Origin of the sequence: Desulfotomaculum sp., from assembly GCA_003513005.1 — a bacterium.
Taxonomy (GTDB): domain Bacteria; phylum Bacillota; class Desulfotomaculia; order Desulfotomaculales; family Nap2-2B; genus 46-80.
In genome coordinates, this window is sequence record DOTD01000017.1 from 1 (window position 1) to 16,709 (window position 16,709).

At 43.1% G+C, this 16,709-nt stretch carries 18 protein-coding genes; 1 reads left to right on the plus strand and 17 read right to left on the minus strand.

Annotated features, from left to right (window positions below):
* Positions 1-155: 155 nt before the first annotated feature.
* The 3 genes from DEH07_01470 to DEH07_01480 form a co-directional block, all read right to left on the minus strand.
* Positions 156-794: an MBL fold metallo-hydrolase gene (locus DEH07_01470; GenBank protein HBY03222.1), complete on the minus strand. Its 639-nt coding sequence runs from the start codon at positions 792-794 to the stop codon at positions 156-158.
* Between the two features lie 150 nt (positions 795-944).
* Positions 945-2,276, minus strand: coding sequence for a tRNA (N6-isopentenyl adenosine(37)-C2)-methylthiotransferase MiaB (gene miaB, locus DEH07_01475; protein HBY03223.1), 1,332 nt, complete (start codon positions 2,274-2,276; stop codon positions 945-947).
* 94 nt (positions 2,277-2,370) lie between these two features.
* Positions 2,371-3,087, minus strand: a complete 717-nt coding sequence (locus DEH07_01480; GenBank protein HBY03224.1) for an N-acetylmuramoyl-L-alanine amidase — start codon at positions 3,085-3,087, stop codon at positions 2,371-2,373.
* Between the two features lie 155 nt (positions 3,088-3,242).
* On the opposite strand from DEH07_01480, the gene DEH07_01485 reads away from it, so the two are divergent.
* Positions 3,243-3,491, plus strand: a complete 249-nt coding sequence (locus DEH07_01485) for a hypothetical protein (protein ID HBY03225.1) — start codon at positions 3,243-3,245, stop codon at positions 3,489-3,491.
* Between the two features lie 128 nt (positions 3,492-3,619).
* Here the strand turns inward: DEH07_01485 and aroF are convergent, their stop codons facing one another.
* The 14 genes from aroF to DEH07_01555 all read right to left on the minus strand — a co-directional run bounded on the left by aroF (position 3,620) and on the right by DEH07_01555 (position 16,689).
* Complete coding sequence (gene aroF / locus DEH07_01490; protein HBY03226.1) at positions 3,620-4,636, minus strand: 3-deoxy-7-phosphoheptulonate synthase; 1,017 nt, start codon at positions 4,634-4,636, stop codon at positions 3,620-3,622.
* A 113-nt stretch (positions 4,637-4,749) separates the two neighbouring features.
* Complete coding sequence (locus DEH07_01495; protein HBY03227.1) at positions 4,750-5,367, minus strand: N-(5'-phosphoribosyl)anthranilate isomerase; 618 nt, start codon at positions 5,365-5,367, stop codon at positions 4,750-4,752.
* Between the two features lies 1 nt (position 5,368).
* Positions 5,369-6,151, minus strand: coding sequence for an indole-3-glycerol phosphate synthase TrpC (locus DEH07_01500; GenBank protein ID HBY03228.1), 783 nt, complete (start codon positions 6,149-6,151; stop codon positions 5,369-5,371).
* On the minus strand, positions 6,148-7,182 hold the full coding sequence (gene trpD / locus DEH07_01505) for an anthranilate phosphoribosyltransferase (protein HBY03229.1): 1,035 nt from the start codon (positions 7,180-7,182) through the stop codon (positions 6,148-6,150). Before trpD ends, DEH07_01500 begins: the two co-directional genes overlap by 4 nt.
* Positions 7,163-7,786: an anthranilate/aminodeoxychorismate synthase component II gene (locus DEH07_01510; GenBank protein ID HBY03230.1), complete on the minus strand. Its 624-nt coding sequence runs from the start codon at positions 7,784-7,786 to the stop codon at positions 7,163-7,165. The genes trpD and DEH07_01510 overlap by 20 nt, the downstream gene beginning before the upstream one ends.
* Before the next feature lie 98 nt (positions 7,787-7,884).
* Entirely contained in the window at positions 7,885-9,360 is a 1,476-nt protein-coding gene (gene trpE, locus DEH07_01515) for an anthranilate synthase component I (protein HBY03231.1), read from the minus strand.
* Between the two features lie 195 nt (positions 9,361-9,555).
* Positions 9,556-10,200, minus strand: a complete 645-nt coding sequence (locus DEH07_01520) for an RNA polymerase sporulation sigma factor SigH (protein ID HBY03232.1) — start codon at positions 10,198-10,200, stop codon at positions 9,556-9,558.
* Between the two features lie 132 nt (positions 10,201-10,332).
* Positions 10,333-10,848, minus strand: a complete 516-nt coding sequence (locus DEH07_01525; GenBank protein ID HBY03233.1) for an NYN domain-containing protein — start codon at positions 10,846-10,848, stop codon at positions 10,333-10,335.
* A complete protein-coding gene (locus tag DEH07_01530; GenBank protein HBY03234.1) occupies positions 10,826-11,596 on the minus strand; it encodes a 23S rRNA (guanosine(2251)-2'-O)-methyltransferase RlmB in 771 nt (256 codons plus the stop codon). The genes DEH07_01525 and DEH07_01530 overlap by 23 nt, the downstream gene beginning before the upstream one ends.
* Positions 11,597-11,653: 57 nt before the next feature.
* Positions 11,654-12,085 carry a ribonuclease III gene (locus DEH07_01535; protein ID HBY03235.1) on the minus strand — a complete coding sequence of 144 codons (432 nt, stop codon included), beginning with the start codon at positions 12,083-12,085 and terminating at the stop codon, positions 11,654-11,656.
* 106 nt (positions 12,086-12,191) lie between these two features.
* Positions 12,192-13,640 carry a cysteine--tRNA ligase gene (locus DEH07_01540; GenBank protein HBY03236.1) on the minus strand — a complete coding sequence of 483 codons (1,449 nt, stop codon included), beginning with the start codon at positions 13,638-13,640 and terminating at the stop codon, positions 12,192-12,194.
* A 191-nt stretch (positions 13,641-13,831) separates the two neighbouring features.
* Positions 13,832-14,617, minus strand: coding sequence for a GTP-sensing pleiotropic transcriptional regulator CodY (locus DEH07_01545; GenBank protein ID HBY03237.1), 786 nt, complete (start codon positions 14,615-14,617; stop codon positions 13,832-13,834).
* A 71-nt stretch (positions 14,618-14,688) separates the two neighbouring features.
* On the minus strand, positions 14,689-16,086 hold the full coding sequence (locus DEH07_01550; protein HBY03238.1) for an HslU--HslV peptidase ATPase subunit: 1,398 nt from the start codon (positions 16,084-16,086) through the stop codon (positions 14,689-14,691).
* A gap of 18 nt (positions 16,087-16,104) precedes the next feature.
* On the minus strand, positions 16,105-16,689 hold the full coding sequence (locus tag DEH07_01555) for an HslU--HslV peptidase proteolytic subunit (protein ID HBY03239.1): 585 nt from the start codon (positions 16,687-16,689) through the stop codon (positions 16,105-16,107).
* Between the last annotated feature and the right edge of the window lie 20 nt (positions 16,690-16,709).

A 16,709-nucleotide genomic window follows, 5' to 3' on the forward strand; every position in this document is an offset into this window, starting at 1 on the left:
TTTTTGGGCTGTGAATAGTAACGAAGGGGTTTTTATTTGTGTAATCACTGGAACGATATCTTGGCTGCCAGCCTGGACATATTAACATAAAATGAAACAGTGTTAAAAGGCGGCAGATTAGAATATTTCTTTAGGCGCCTACTTGATATTGACAGTTATGGTTTTGTAAGATTTAACACTACTACCTGCAATTTTTCATGTTTTTTTCCGGGAGAAAGGTCCAGTTGGTCAGCAACTATATGTTCCGGGAAATATATTAAAAAATTATCCACCGGACTTATCGGCAGTTTCAGGTGTGGTGTTTTATAATGCATAGGCACGACGTAACTTGGTGTAATCAGGGATATCACCTCTTTAGCCTCAGAGGCGTCAATTGTATAAAGGCCTCCTACGGGAATTAGAAGTACATCAATATTCCCTATTTCGCCAAGCAGTTTCTGATCAGGTATGTGGCCGAGGTCTCCGAGGTGACAAACACGAAAGCCGTCTTCCTCAAAAACAAAAATTAGATTTTTCCCTCTGAGTGAACCTTTAGCGTTATCATGATAACAGGGGATACCTGTTATTTTTAAACCATTCACCCTATGTTCACCGGCAGTTTGAATAACTCTTGGTTTTCCCGAAACCATTTCTACGGCATTGTGATCAAAGTGCTGGTGGCTGACCGTGATCAGGTCTGCCGCTGCCCGGGGCTGTGGGTAACCAACGGAGTCATCAAAAGGATCGGTAATGATTGCAGTTCCGTCAATGCTTCTAATTAAAAAACAGGCATGTCCCAACCAGGATATTTTCAATTCTAACTACCTCCCTTGAGGAAACAATATTCTTTGGAACATTCTTCGTTATACACAAAATTCCTTCATCTGAAAATAAGATTTTCATAATTTTTGGCGCCGCTGGCGGCATGTGGAACTATCCTGAAAATCGATGTTCATTAGGGAGTTTTAGCAGTAATTATCCAGCCATTTGCCTTCCAGATGGGTAAGCTTCCCTTCCGTTATTTCAACTTCTGCGATTTTTCCATTTAGATAATGTGGTCCCGGAAATATAACCGTCTTGTTGGAACGCGTCCGGCCGCTTAAAAGTTGGTTGTTTGTCTTGCTTGTCCCTTCAACAAGTAGCCAGTGTTTTTTTCCAACTTCCCGCAGATTTATTTCTTTGCTTATTTTGTTTTGAAGATCAACTAAGACTTTAATTCTTTTACTTTTTACATGATCAGGGATCTGTCCTTCCATTGAAGCTGCCGGTGTTCCCTGGCGCTTGTTGTAGACAAAGGTGAAAGCGCTGTCGAAACGTATTCTTTCGATTAAGTCCAACGTATCCTGAAAATCCTGATCGCTTTCACCGGGAAATCCAATCATGATATCAGTTGTAACGGAAACGCCAGGAATGCTTCGCCGGATTGATTCCACAAGGTTAATATAATGTTCCCTGGTATATCCCCTATTCATCCTCTTCAGAATGTGGTTGCTTCCGGCTTGTACAGGCAGGTGAATGTGTTCGCATATCTTTTCGCAGCTTGAGATAGTTTCAATAAGTCGCTGGTTAAAATCACGCGGGTGTGATGTTACAAATCTAATTCTGTCAAGACCGCTTATTTTGTTAACCTCAGTAAGAAGTCCTGCAAAATCTGAAGGCTGTTCCAAATCCTTTCCATAAGAATTAACATTCTGGCCAAGAAGGGTAATTTCTCTGTAACCATGGGCGATCAGGTCTTTTACCTCTGAAATAATATGTCCAGGCTGGCGGCTGCGTTCGTTTCGCCGTACATAGGGGACAATACAGTAAGTGCAATAGTTATTGCAGCCGTAAGTAACAACCACCCAGGCACGGAAGCCGCTTGCCCTCTTAATCGGAAGCCCTTCAATAACAGGGTTAATTTGGTGTGAGAGTTGTAAAACTGTTTTTTGACTGTCCTGTGCAGTTTTTAAAAGTTCCGTAAAGTTATGATAGTTTTCAGTTCCATAGATAAGATCTACAAAAGGAAAACGATTTTTAATCTTTTCCGCTGTCCGTTCCTGCTGAGTCATACATCCGCCTATGCCTATAAATAATGCTGGTTTTTCATATTTGAGCTTCCGGAGTCTTCCCAACAGGCCATATATTTTGTTTTCAGCGGTTTCCCTTACGCAACAAGTATTTATTAACAGAATATCTGCCTGTTCCTTATTTTCAGCGGCTGTGTAACCGATGTTTTCCAGGATACCTGCCATAACTTCGGAGTCGTGCATATTCATTTGGCAGCCAAAAGTAAGGATGAAATATTTTAATGGCATATCCTGTATATTCTTCTTTAAGATGATTGCTTCTCTCCTTTTCACAGATCAATATGTTGAATGCAAATAACTATCTTGAAAATTAATTTACTCTTTATAGAATACCCAGTTTATCAAGTATATCAGCAAGTATTTCCATTGTGATTGGTTTATTTTTTTCAAAATGTTCGGTTAGTTTTGCTTTTCTGATCAGTTTTACAAGAGGAGTTTCCTGGTATGAATAATCTAAATCCGGTAAAAGCTGAAGATTAACGCCGAGGAAAGAGGCAATTCCGCTGGCAATAGCCCATCCCGCCCTTTCCTGAAAATCATCAGTTTTTAACAAGGTCTCTTCCTGCGGGTTGGTAATAAATGCTACTTCAACCTGTGCGGAAGGGCATTTTGTGTGGCGTAAAACTGCCAGATCCGCCTCTTTTAAACCCCTGTTCAGCAAACCCAGAGCGGGAGAAAGCCTGTTGTTTATATTTGCTGCAAGCAGCTTACCCTTTTCGTTGCCGGTATAGTAATAAGTTTCCACTCCGTGATCTTGTTCTTCTATGGAGCTGTTACAGTGAATGGAGACTAAACAGGCTGCGTTAATACTGTCCGACATACTCGCTCGGGCAATCTGATCAGCCATTGAGTTTCTTGTAAGGGCTTTATCTTCCGTACGCGTGAGGTAAACATCTACTGTGGAAGACAGATATAACTGTGTCTTTTTAGCAATAGACAAAGCAACCTGGGATTCATTTGTACCATTTGGACCTATCGCACCCTTGTCATAACCACCATGTCCGGGATCAAGAACAACGGTTAATCCTTGAACAGGCATTAATTAATCCACTTCCCTAAGAAAGAGAGCTATCCTGAAAAATGGCGCTATTTTTGTGTTTCCTTTTCTTGAACAGGATCATTTTCACCGTAAAACAGCTTCATGCATGTGGTGCAGTAAAAGCGGTAAGTTGGTGAGTCTCCTCCAATAAAACAATGCGAGTTTTCTTTATAAATAGGCAGGGAACAACCATAACAAAGTATAAAAGGGATGACCTTTGTTTTCCCTGCATATTCGAAATTCAATCCTTTGACAGATTCATCCGTTTAAATCATCCCCTTTTCTTAACCGTTATTTGCCCCGGCTGCCAGGAGTTGCATTTGTTGCTAGCGTCAATATATACAAAAGAAACCTCTTTTGTTACTACAAAAATAAAAATGCAATTCTTGACGGAGCCGGTGTGATTAATTATTTTCTTTGAAAGTCACTTTTATCCTGCGTTATTTTAAAAATAATTTAATACGTGCTTTCTTTATAAAAAAACCGCCTTTTAAACGGCGGTTAACAATTTACTGATCTACTGCTTTGTTATTTAAAGATTCTTTCCCATTACCTTGGCAATATTACGCAAATCAGCCATCATAGCGGCGAATTTTACCGGGTTAAGTGATTGCGGACCATCACACCAGGCTGTCTCGGGACTTACATGAACTTCAATTATAAGCCCGTCCGCTCCGGAAGCTATGGCAGCACGAGACATTGCCGGTACAAATCTCCACTTTCCAATCCCATGGCTGGGATCGGCAACAACCGGAAGGTGGCTTAAATGTTTGACTACGGGAATAGCACAGAGATCCAGGGTGTTGCGTGTATAAGTATCAAAACTGCGTATACCGCGCTCGCACATAATTACGTTATGATTTCCGCCGGCCATAATATACTCCGCCGCCATAAGCCATTCTTCTATAGTGGCTGACAGACCCCTTTTAAGAAGGACTGGTTTATTAACAGAAGAGACTTCCTTTAACAAAACGAAGTTCTGCATATTACGGGCGCCGATTTGTATTATGTCGGTATACTCATTGACTACTTCCACAGTGCGCGTATCCATTACTTCAGTAACAATATAAAGACCTGTGGCTTCCCTGGCCTCAGCGAGCAGCTTGAGTCCTTCCTCCTCCAATCCCTGAAAAGAATATGGCGATGTCCGGGGTTTAAAGGCGCCGCCGCGCAGAATAGTAGCGCCTGCCTCTTTAACCTGCCAGGCTGTTTCAAAAAGCTGTTCCCGGCTTTCAACGGCGCATGGCCCTGCCATTATATGGATCGTATCGCCACCTATAACCAGATTCCCTACCTTTACTGAGGAATCCTCTTGTTTGAAAGACCTGCTGGCCATTTTAAACGGCTGAAGAATGGGAATGATTTTTTCTACCCCAGGCATTACTTCCAGACTGAGGACTTCGGGATAATTACGCTTGTCTCCAACAACGCCGATTAATGTTTGCTCCATACCGCGTGAAACATGCGCCTGTAATCCAGCGTTTTCGACCCGTCTGACAACATCGTCGATCTGTTCCTCTTTCGCCCCGTTAACCATAACAACAATCATTTCTCCAACCTCTTCCCGTATGCTCTTTTTTCTCTGTCTATATAATGTTAGCATAGCTGTTTCCCTCAAGCAATCTCTTTTTTATCAAGAAAGAGCCATCTTTATTTCTTTTATTATAAGTGAGTTACCTCTTTCACCGAATTGATAAACTGCATAATTTTTACAAGATCTTTTTTTTGGTTTGTCTCGACCCCGCTGCTTACATCTACACCATCCGGCCTCACAGACAGGACAGCTTCTTTTACATTGGATTGATTAAGTCCTCCCGCTAAAATCACCGGTTTTGTCCTGTTTAAGGATTCAAGGGATTTCCAGTCAAAGACTTCACCTGTCCCGCCTGCCTTGCCCGGTAAGAAGGTATCAATAAGAACGGCGTCGGCGGGGTAAGAATCTATTAAACCGAATAGAGGGCTTTGAACGTTGAAGGCCTTGATAACCTTACAGTTACCGTTAATCTGCCGGCAGTATTCCTGTGATTCATCGCCATGCAGCTGAGCAATATCCAGGCGGCAAAACTCTATTATTTGTTGAACTTCCTTAATTGTTGAATTAACAAATACACCGGCTTTTAAGACCCTTGATGGAAGCTCCAGGGAAATTAGGCGGGCCGCTTCCGGTGCAATCCTTCTTATACTGGGCGCAAAAACAAAACCCAGCGCATCTGCGCCGGCTTCCGCTGAATAAAGGGCGGTTTCCAAATCAGTTATCCCGCAAATCTTTACCCAGACCATATCAATATACTCCTGTCAGTTCTTTTACTTTTGCTTTAATATTTTCACTGCGCATTAAAACTTCACCAACCAGGACAGCGTCTATTTTATTGCGATACAGCTCATCAACCTGCGGCCTGCTGCTTATTCCGCTTTCGCTGACTACTACTGTGGATTGATCAGTTATATAGCGCCGCAGATTAAAAGTAACATTTAGATCAATTTCAAACGTTTTTAAATCCCGGTTGTTAATACCGATTAAAGAGGCGCCTGAATCTAAGGCCATTTGAAGTTCTTCCTTATTATGGACTTCTACAAGGCACTCCAGGTTCAACTCTGACGCCAGTTTTTGAAAAAAGACAAGTTCATACTTATTAAGAACTGCGACAATCAGCAGCAGGGCGTCTCCTCCAAGTACTCTCGTTTCATATATCTGATATGGGTCAATAATAAAGTCCTTGCGCAAAACAGGCAATTCTGTTCTTGAACGAACCGCTTGAAGATAATCCGGCTTTCCATAAAAAAACTTCTCTTCGGTAATTACGGAAATGGCGGAAACTCCGCTGAGGGTGAAGTCATCTGTAATCTCTTCCAGATTAAAATCAGGACGGATCATTCCTTTTGAAGGAGATGCCTTTTTAATCTCAGCCAGAATTGATACTCTGCCTTGCTTTCTAAGGGCGGCTTTTAATGACCTGCATGGCGGCATGCCTTTCAGACTACTTAAAAGTGAATCTAAAGGGCGCCTTTCTTTAATTGTTTTTAGATCATGCCTTTTTTGAGAAATAATCTGTTCCAGAATCACTGACTGCACACCTGTTCTTTCGCTGAATTGGTAAACCTGATCAGATGCTGAAGTTTCTTCAACGCAGAACCGTTTGATATGCTTTCTGCCGCCAGATCCAGCCCTTCGGATAGATCTTTCGCTAACCCGGACGCCATCATCCCAAAAGCCGCATTAATAAGAACGGCATTTGTGCGCGGGCCGCGTTCCCCATGTAAAATAGATAAGGTATACGCGGCGTTTTCAGATGGAGATCCACCGAAAAGCTCCTTTACCGGAGATTTCGGCAAGCCGTATTTTTCGGGATCAACAGTATATTCACTTATCTTTTCGTTGTTTATTTCACATACATAGGCGGGTCCGGAAAGGGAAATTTCATCAACTCCCTGAGCGCCGTGGATGACAAAGGAATGATCAGTGCCTAAACGGGCAAGCACACCGCCCAGCTTTGTTGTAAGTTCACGATTATATACTCCCAGCACCTGAGCTTTTGCCCCGGCAGGATTGGTCAATGGGCCCAAAACATTAAAAACCGTACGGATTCCGATTTCCCGGCGCGGCCCCGCAACGTGCTTCATCGCCGAGTGCATTAACGGCGCAAACAGGAAAGCAATACCTGTTTCTTCAAGGCAGGACTCGATTTGGTCCGGCTCCAGGTCAATGCGGACATTCAGAGCCTCAAGGAGATCAGCCGAACCGCATTTGCTGGAGACGGAACGATTGCCATGTTTTGCAACCGGGGCTCCAGCGCCGGCTACTACGAAGGCAGCAGTGGTTGAAATATTAAAGGTGTTGGCGCCGTCTCCGCCTGTTCCGCAGGTATCGACAACGACCGGATATTTAGTGTTAATGCGGGTCGCCTTTTTGCGCATTACTTTCACAAAACCGGTAATCTCTTCAATAGTTTCTCCTTTTAATCTTAATGAGACCAAAAGCGCTGCTATCTGCGCGGAGGTAGCCTGGCCTTCCATAATTGCTTCCATAACATTTTCAGACTGGCTTTCCGTCAGGTCTTTACCGGCTGTAAGGTATTCAATTGCTTCCTTGATTATCGAAATATCCTGAGACATCTTTATCTCTTCCTCCTTTGGTATGGTTGTTAATAAAATTGCGCAGCAGGTCAAGGCCGTGCTCGGTTAAAATCGATTCCGGATGGAACTGAACACCTTCGACCGGCAGTTCCTTATGCCGCAGTCCCATTATTTCACCTTCTGAGGTCCAGGCGCTAACCGCCAGGCAGGAGGGGAGATTCTCATTTGAGACCATCAAGGAATGATAACGGGTTGCCTGAAACGGGGACGGTATACCTTTGTAAATTCCCCCGCCATCGTGGTAGATTAAAGATGTTTTCCCGTGCATCAAACGTCCGGCGTTGACAACACGCCCGCCAAAAGCCTGGCCGATAGCCTGATGCCCAAGGCAGACACCCAGTATGGGTATACGGCCGGCTAACTTACTGATTACATCAAGTGAGATTCCTGCTTGATCGGGCGAACCGGGACCCGGAGAGATAACGATGTGGGTTGGATTTATTTGTTTCAACTGCGGCAGATTAATCTGGTCGTTGCGCCAAACGCCCACTTCTACCTTTAATTGTCCGAAATATTGAACCAGGTTGAAGGTAAATGAGTCGTAGTTATCAATCATTACCAGCAACAATAGCGCCTCCTTTTGTGGTAAATTAATTTTTGCTTTAGGGGGGTCAACTGCCTACATGCCAAGATATTGACCCCTTTTTTGATGAATTATCCCTTTTATGAAAGAGCAATAGTCTGGAATAATGCCTGAGCCTTATTAACAGTTTCCTGATACTCTTTTTCAGGTTCTGAGTCGGCGACAATTCCTGCTCCTGCCTGAATATACGCATAATTCCGGTGAAATAAAATAGTCCTGATTGTGATTGCGGAGTCCAGATTGCCATTATAGCCAAAATACCCGACCGCTCCTGCATAAGGTCCCCGTTTTGACGGTTCAAGTTCATCGATAATTTCCATAGCCCTTACTTTAGGAGCGCCGGAAACCGTTCCTGCCGGGAAACATGACTTTAATGCGTCAAACGCAGTAAGACCAGGGGAAAGTTTACCGCGGACAGCGGATACCAAATGCATTACATGCGAATATTTTTCTACTTCCATGAACTGAGGGACCTCGACCGTTCCAGGTTTGCAAACACGTCCCAGGTCGTTTCGTCCCAAATCGACAAGCATAATATGTTCCGCTTTTTCTTTAGGGTCGTCTAAAAGTTCCAGACTTAATTTTTCGTCCTCCAGGTGAGTGGCGCCGCGTGGTCTTGTTCCCGCTATCGGTCTGGTTTCAACTTCATCTTCCTCAACGCGCGCCAGCATTTCCGGTGAGGAACTGGCTATAACCAAATCTCCGAAATCAATATAATAAAGATATGGAGAGGGATTTATTGAACGCAAACGACGGTAAGTTTGAAAAGGATTACCTTCAAAGGGAAGACGGAAACGCTGCGAAAGCACGACTTGAAGAATGTCTCCGCTTCTGATATATTCTTTTGCTTTAACCACACCGTTTAGAAAAACTTCACGTTTCATATTGCTTTCAATGCCTGATACGCTTATTATTTCTTCATGTTTAGCTGTTAAAAAATCATTTTCACCAGGAACGGGCGCACTTATTTTTTTAAAAACCCGCTCAATTTTTTCCAGGGCCAGGGAATAAGACTTCTCCGGCGATCCATTTATAGTGTTGTTAACCACGATACGAAGTGAATGGTGCAGGTGGTCAAAAATCAAAATTGTTCCGCAGAACATGAACATGCAATCACAAAGACCGAGATCAGCTTCTGCTGTATGTGGAAGCCGTTCAAGCCATTGGGACATTTCATAACCGAAATAGCCTACAGCTCCTCCAAAAAATCTTGGCATCACGGTCTGTACAGGTGTTATATAGGCGCTGAGGAGATTATTTAGAATCTTGAAGGGATCACCTGTTACTTTCTTGATCTTCTCGCCTGAATTATTTTTGATCTGGCCGTGATTACCAAGGTGGCTGTATAGGATCTCCGGATCGAGACCAATAAAAGAATAGCGGGCAATCTTTTCCTTTCCTTCAACGCTTTCCAGAAGAAAAGACGGTCTTCCGTCAGCTGTTTTCCTGAACAATGTTATTGGTGTTTCAGTGTCAACGGGGAATTCGCAGCTAACAGGAATCAGGTTGTAGAACTTGCTTAATTGGATGTACTCATTTAACACAGGCTCAATCAATATAGTTTTTCACCTCCTGTACAAAAATAGAAAAACCGACGTTCCAGACGAACATCGGTTTTGGGCAAAATAAAAAAACCATGCTCATCTCATCTCAACTAACTCTACTCAGCTAAACTAGATAATTATTCAATTATAATATATTCTAATCATAAAAGAAACAAAAGTCAATTGTTACTTGTTCTTAGACACCTTCTACGCTTCACGTTTTTCAAGATATCTTTCCAGCTTTCGCTTAACTCTCTGCAGAGCGTTGTCAATTGATTTTACGTGACGTTTTAAGTCCTCGGCTATTTCCTGGTAGGACTTACCTTCCAGGTAAGACATAAGCACCTTCCATTCCAGAGAGCTTAGAATTTCACCCATCTTCTCTTCTATGTCATAATATTCTTCCCTGCTGATGATCATTTCTTCGGGATCTGCTACTTTGGAGCTGGAAATAATATCTAAAAGAGTGCGGTCAGAATCTTCCTCATAAACGGGTTTATTTAAGGATACATAAGAATTTAGTGGAATGTGTTTTTGCCTTGTAGCCGTTTTGATGGCTGTAATTATCTGTCTTGTAATACATAATTCCGCAAAGGCCCGGAAGGATGATAGCTTGTCCGTTCTAAAATCGCGGATAGCCTTATAAAGACCAATCATACCTTCCTGGATAATATCTTCCCGGTCTGCTCCTACTAAAAAATAGGAACGCGCTTTTGCCCGCACAAAATTCTTATATTTATTGATAAGGAATTCTAGGGCGCCATTATCACCTTCCCTGGCAAACTCAACTACTTCTTCGTCAATCATTAACTGGTAAGAGGCGGCGATATCTCTTTGAACGCTTAGATTCACTATATCCCCCCACTTTAATTAACCTAATCTGTTAGTTAAATAATATGTAGTTATTGAGCTACCCTTGGACGAGCCTCATTGGCCTAGCCTATTATAACGTAGGGTAAAAACTCAGTCAAGGAAAATTCCAATTTAACTTCTTTTACGACGCCATTTTTCAAAAATCGAACGGACATTTTCAGTTAAGCTTCTCTCCAGATAACCGTCAACAGGTGTTCCGCCTGTATAATGACCTTCTGCATCTTTTTTTGCACGTTCCACCCAGGACAGGAGTTCTTTAGGTGTAAGCCGGAATGCTCCGTGTCCAAGTATCATCCGCTGTTCCAGCCAATCTGATGTTGCCACATAAACGGTTTCCAGCCTCGACAGCTCCTTCGTGAGTTTTTCAATGACGTTGTCGGCGGTTTCTCCTTCCATAGTATAAATTGCTTTTAGCCCGAAAGTATTTTCAATCTCATGCTGTGAGTCTTTTGTTTTTGCAGCGTCGAAAACAATCGTTGTTTGAATACCGGTTATAGCGGCATGGTTGATTAATGTATTAATGAGCCTGTTTCTTGCGCTTTCCAGACCATTCTTTTTCATTTCATCAGATGTTTCCGGCCAGGCAAAAATAACATTATAACCATCAACGATCAGGTGGTCTCCCATGAGCAGCCAATCTCCTTTGCCTGAATACTTCATAAGCCAGCAGGGCTGCGGCTACAGAAGCATTTAATGAATTTAACCTGCCTGTCATTGGCAAACTAACAAGGATATCGCAATATTTTCTAATCAGGGGGCCGAGTCCCTTACCCTCGCCTCCTATGACAAGAGCTACAGGTCCATCAAGGCGGGAATCCCAAAAAATCTCTTTTGCCAAAGGGTGTGCTCCTACTATCCAAATATTTTTTTGCTTAAGATATTTTATTGTCTGGACCATGTTTGTTACCCTGCATACAGGCACGTATTCGAATGCTCCTGCCGAGGCTTTAACAGCCGCCGGCGTGAGTGATACACTGCGATGCGCTGTAATTACTAGACCATGCGCGCCGGCTGCTTCAGCGGTACGGGCAATGGCGCCAAGGTTGCGCGGATCATTAAGTTCCGGCAGAAGGAATAAGAATGGCTCTGCCCCTGCGGAAAGCAATAACTCATCAATCGAAAGATAACCTTTAGCGGCGCTTATGGCAGCGGTACCCTGGTGTACGACTCCGGGGAACATTTTATCCAGGTATGTTCTTTCGACAAAGACAACGGGAATATTTTTCTCTCTGGCCAGCATTCTGATTTCATGCCCGGGGCCGGTGTCTGTTTTTCCGGCCAGAAGAAGCTTGTTGATTGGGCGGTTGGCCTTTAGAGCCTCTCGCACAGGATTGCGCCCGACAATATAATCTTCATGTACCCTGTCCGGGTTCACCTAAGATTTCACCTGCTTTTTAGCAATTTGAAAACACTCTTGCATCAAGGAGGTCGTTCACCTAAGCTCAAAATTTTCGCTTGCGTCGACCGCCTCACGTGCCATTGTTAAAACTTCCTGGAGACGGGTATAATTCCTCTTTAAATACAGATAACCAATAAGCGCCTCCAAGCCTGTACTATAATGGTAAAGACCTATATCTTTGCCCTTTTTCGGATGTCCGCTTTTAGCGTTGCGTCCTCTTCTGACCACTGCCGCTTCATCGTCACTTAAACTTTTCTCAAGAGACCGTATGGCAATTGCCTGTTTTTCGGCCTGCACATAACCTGTTGCTTTTTGATGTAATACATTAAGCCGTGTTATACCCTGTTCAATAAGATACTGGCGGATGTACAAGTCATAAACAGCATCTCCCAGGTAAGCCAGTACTAAAACCGGGGTTTCTTCGGGAGAGCATTTTTCATTTTGCAAAAAACTATTCACTTCCATTATAACTACCCCGGAAAATAGTTTTTCATATCAAATAAGGGGTCAGGCTTGACTTATTACAAATATTGACTTATTGGATATCTTTCATTGAACCCTTTGGACGGTTCTATTGAGTACTTATTTTCCATCTGGCGCCGTCCGGAGTATCTTCTATTATAATTCCCATTTCATTCAGACCGTTGCGGATCCGGTCGGCTGTTGCCCAATCTTTTTTTGTGCGGGCTTCCTGACGGATTTTAAGAAGCAGCTCAATTAAAGATTGGATAAGGCTGTCGTCGGTGTGTGATTTCTCATCAAGGATGAATTTTCCGTCGGGATCTGTTTTAAACAGACCCAGAACATTGTTAAAATAGGCATACAACTCAATTGCCCTGACTAAATCAGCTTTATCAAATATTGTGTTTTGGTTTAAAAACGTATTTACTTCTTTGGCAGCTTCGAAGAAAACACCGATGGCCAGAGCAGTGTTAAAGTCATCATCCATTGCCTGGTTAAAACGCTTTTTTAAATCGATAAGCCTTGTTTGAAAATCTGAATCCTTTTCTTTAAGCCCGGCTGACGACCGTTTTTTAATGGCCTCCTCAAGAAGTTCAATGCTGTTTTTTAGACGTTCCAATCCTTGTCCGGATGCTTCCAGTTTTTCGAAATCAAAATCTAACGGACTGCGGTAATGTGTGGAAAGAAGGAAAAAGCGGACAGAAAGGGGATTGAATTTTTCAAAGATTTCTCTGACCAAAAAAAAGTTGCCTAATGATTTTGACATCTTATCCTGGTTAATGGTTATAAAGCCATTATGAATCCAGTATTTCGCAAAAGGTTTTCCTGTAGCGGCTTCTGATTGGGCGATTTCATTTTCATGGTGGGGGAAGATCAGGTCCATCCCGCCTCCGTGAATGTCAAAACCGGAACCAAGGTATTTTAAAGACATTACCGAACATTCTATGTGCCAGCCAGGTCTGCCGGCGCCCCAGGGGCTTTCCCAGAAGGGTTCGCCTTCTTTGGCTGCCTTCCAGAGTGCAAAATCCGCCGGGGTTTTTTTTCTGGGATCTACCTCTACCCTTGCGCCAGCCAGTATTTCATCGCTTGATCTATGGGATAGTTTGCCATATTCACGGAAAGACGGAACATCAAAATATACATCACCTTCGACTTCATAGGCAAATCCTTTCTCTATTAAGACAGAGACCATTTCTATAATTTCTTTCATGTGCTCGGAAACCCTGGGATGGCGGTTTGCTCTTGTTACGTTTAAAGCATCGGCATCCCTGTAATATTCTTCAATATATCTTTGGGAGAGAACTGCTGCGTCTAAACCTTCCTTAATGGATTTTTTGATGATCTTGTCGTCGATATCCGTAAAGTTCTGGACATAGTTAACCTGAAAGCCTTGCTGTGTGAAGTAGCGGCGAACAGTATCGAAGAAAACAAGAGGCCGGGCATTTCCAAGATGGATATAGTTGTAGGTCGTAGGGCCGCATACATAAATGCATACTTGCCCGTCATCACGGGGAATAAATTTTTCTTTTCGTTTTGTTAAAGTATTATAGATCTCCAAAATACACTTCCCCTTTTAATATCCTGAAAATTAACTTGCTCTAGGGAGGTCAAATGCTATGCGTGCTCATGTTCGCCTCAAGCAGCGCATAAAAAAACCGAAAGTTCACAATGTATTAGACATGGCAATACTTTGGTTTGTGTGTATAAAAGCAATAAACCACAGCTCCAGTGGAACTGTGGTTTTATTGCTTAATATTGTTTAAGCCTTTCAAGCTCTTCCAGCAGCCTGTCGTTTAACACCCTGATGTACGTTCCTTTCATACCCAGGGATTTTGATTCAATGACTCCAGCGCTTTCAAATTTACGCAGAGCATTTACTATAACAGATCGAGTTATTCCTACACTATCTGCTATTTTGCTTGCTACCAGTAAGCCTTCATCACCATTTAACTCTTCAAAGATATGATGTACCGCATCTAGTTCCGAATAAGACAGTGTGCCGATAGCAATTTGCACTGCCGCCCTCTTACGGGCTTCTTCTTCCATACGTCCTGCCCTGGCGCGCAGTATTTCCATGCCGATAACTGTGGCGCCGTACTCAGCTAAAATAAGGTCTTCATCATTAAACTTTGGCTCAAATTTGGCTAGCATAAGAGTCCCTAATCTGGAACCAGCCCCCACAATGGGTACTACCGTCATAACTTTATTATTGAATTTACAACCTGTTTGCTGGTTAAAAACACAGACACCCGGTGTCTGTGTAAAATTTGCGTTTGTTTCATCCATATGCAGCAATGTTTCGTTGTATTCCTCAGGAAAACCAACAGGGGATTCAACAAAGTTATCCATTATTTCACAACTAAAACCTTTTAGATATGAGTACCCGAGGGTTTTACCGCGCCGGTCAACGATATAAACGCTGCATCCGATGTTTTCTCCAAGAATGGCCGCTATTTCTCTGAAATCAACTGGGTATCCTGCAGATTTCTGCAGTAACCTGTTTAAGGAACGTGTTTTATCGAGAAGGTTGCGCATTTTAATCAATTCCTCTCTAGGATTATTGGTCTTAACCAGGAAAACAGTTTTTTAAAGAGGAATACATTTTGCTATAGGATATAACGGCTAAGATCCTCGCTCTTGACTATCTCCCCGAGTTTCTGACGGACATATATTTCGTCTATAGAAATAGTTTGCCCCGTCATTTCACTAGCATTAAAAGAAATATCTTCCAGGAGCTTTTCCATAATGGTGTGAAGCCTTCTGGCGCCTATATTCTCTGTTTGCTCGTTAACAGTATAAGCGATTTTAGCAATCTCTGCAAGAGAATTTTTTGAAAATTGTATCTCTAAGCCTTCTGTTGCCATCAGACTGGTATATTGTTTAATAAGGGAGTTTTCAGGCTCAGTGAGAATCTGTAAAAAGTTCTGTTGGGTTAAGCTGTCAAGCTCTACCCGAAGCGGAAAACGTCCTTGAAGTTCCGGAATAAGATCGGAAGGCTTCACACCATGGAAAGCGCCTGCTGCAATAAACAGTATGTGATCAGTTCTGACAGGTCCGTATTTTGTCATTATAGTTGAACCTTCAACAATCGGCAGGATATCCCTTTGAACACCGCCCCGGGAAACATCAGGTCCATGACCGCTGTCGCGGCCAGCAATCTTATCTATCTCATCCAGAAAGACAATCCCGTCCTCTTCAGATCTTTTTATTGCTTCGGAATATACTTCATCCATGTCAATTAGCTTTTGGGCTTCCTGCTGTGTCAGGATCTTACGAGCTTCTGTTACGGTAACTTTTCTCCTGCGTTTCTTTTTGGGTAAAATTCCGCCAAGCATATCCTGAATATTAATGCCCATCTCTTCCATTCCGGAACCTGTAAAGATCTCAAGCATGGGAGGCGCCGGGTCATCAACCTCTATTTCCAGGTATTCCGTTTCAAGTTCTCCTTTAGCCAGCCTGCTGCGAAGGGTTTCTCTCTCCACCTGAATACGGCGGTTTTTTTGTTCCTGGATTTGATCAACCTGTTCTGTTTGTTTTGTTCCGCCGAAGAGCATTTCCAAGGGATTACGGAGGCTTGATTCTTGTCTGTATAGAGGAGCAAGGAGTTCAACTATTCTTTCTTCTGCTATCCTTCTCGCTTTTTCCTCAACCAGAGTAATTTTTTCTTGTTTGACCATTCGGATGGAAGTTTCTAAAAGATCCCTGATCATGCCTTCCACATCCCTGCCTACATAGCCAATCTCGGTAAATTTTGTTGCCTCTACTTTAACAAAGGGCGCCTTAACAAGCCTTGCGAGCCTGCGCGCTATTTCTGTTTTACCAACACCGGTCGGGCCAATCATAAGAATATTCTTGGGAACTATTTCTTCCCTTAAATCCTCGGGAAGCTTGCTGCGCCGGTACCGGTTGCGAAGTGCTATCGAAACGGCTTTTTTTGCCTTTTCCTGTCCGACAATAAATTTATTTAACTCCTTCATAGTATCCCGCGGGGTTAATCCTTCCATTTATGTTTTCCTCCCTTTTTACGTTTGCGAGTTGTTCGCTGTTTCACTGCCCTCGCGTGATAGCAAATCCGGCTTAATATCTTCGACTGTAATTTCCTTGTTGGTGTAAACACAAATATCCGAAGCTACTTCCATTGCTTCACGGACAATTTCTGAAGCTGTAAGCTGCGTATGTTTTAACAAAGCCCTTGCCGAAGCAAGGGCGTATGGCCCGCCGGACCCGATGGCAGCTATGCCGTCGTCTGGTTCAATTACTTCCCCGCCTCCAGATACAACAAGCAAATGGTCAAGGTCAGCAATAATCAAGAGCGCTTCCAGCCGGCGAAGAACTTTGTCCATCCGCCATTCCTTGGCTAGTTCAACGGCTGCCCTTTGAATATTCCCATTGTGTGTCTCCAACTTGGCTTCAAATTTTTCAAAAAGAGCAAAAGCGTCAGCCACAGAACCTGCAAAACCGGCAAGTACGCGGTTGTTATATAAACGCCTAATTTTCTTTGCCCTGTGTTTTAAGATTGTATTTTGGCCGAAGGTAACCTGACCGTCACCTGCCATGGCCACCTGACCGTTTCTTCTTACTGCTACAATTGTTGTCGAATGAAACACTATATAACCATCCTTCTTTA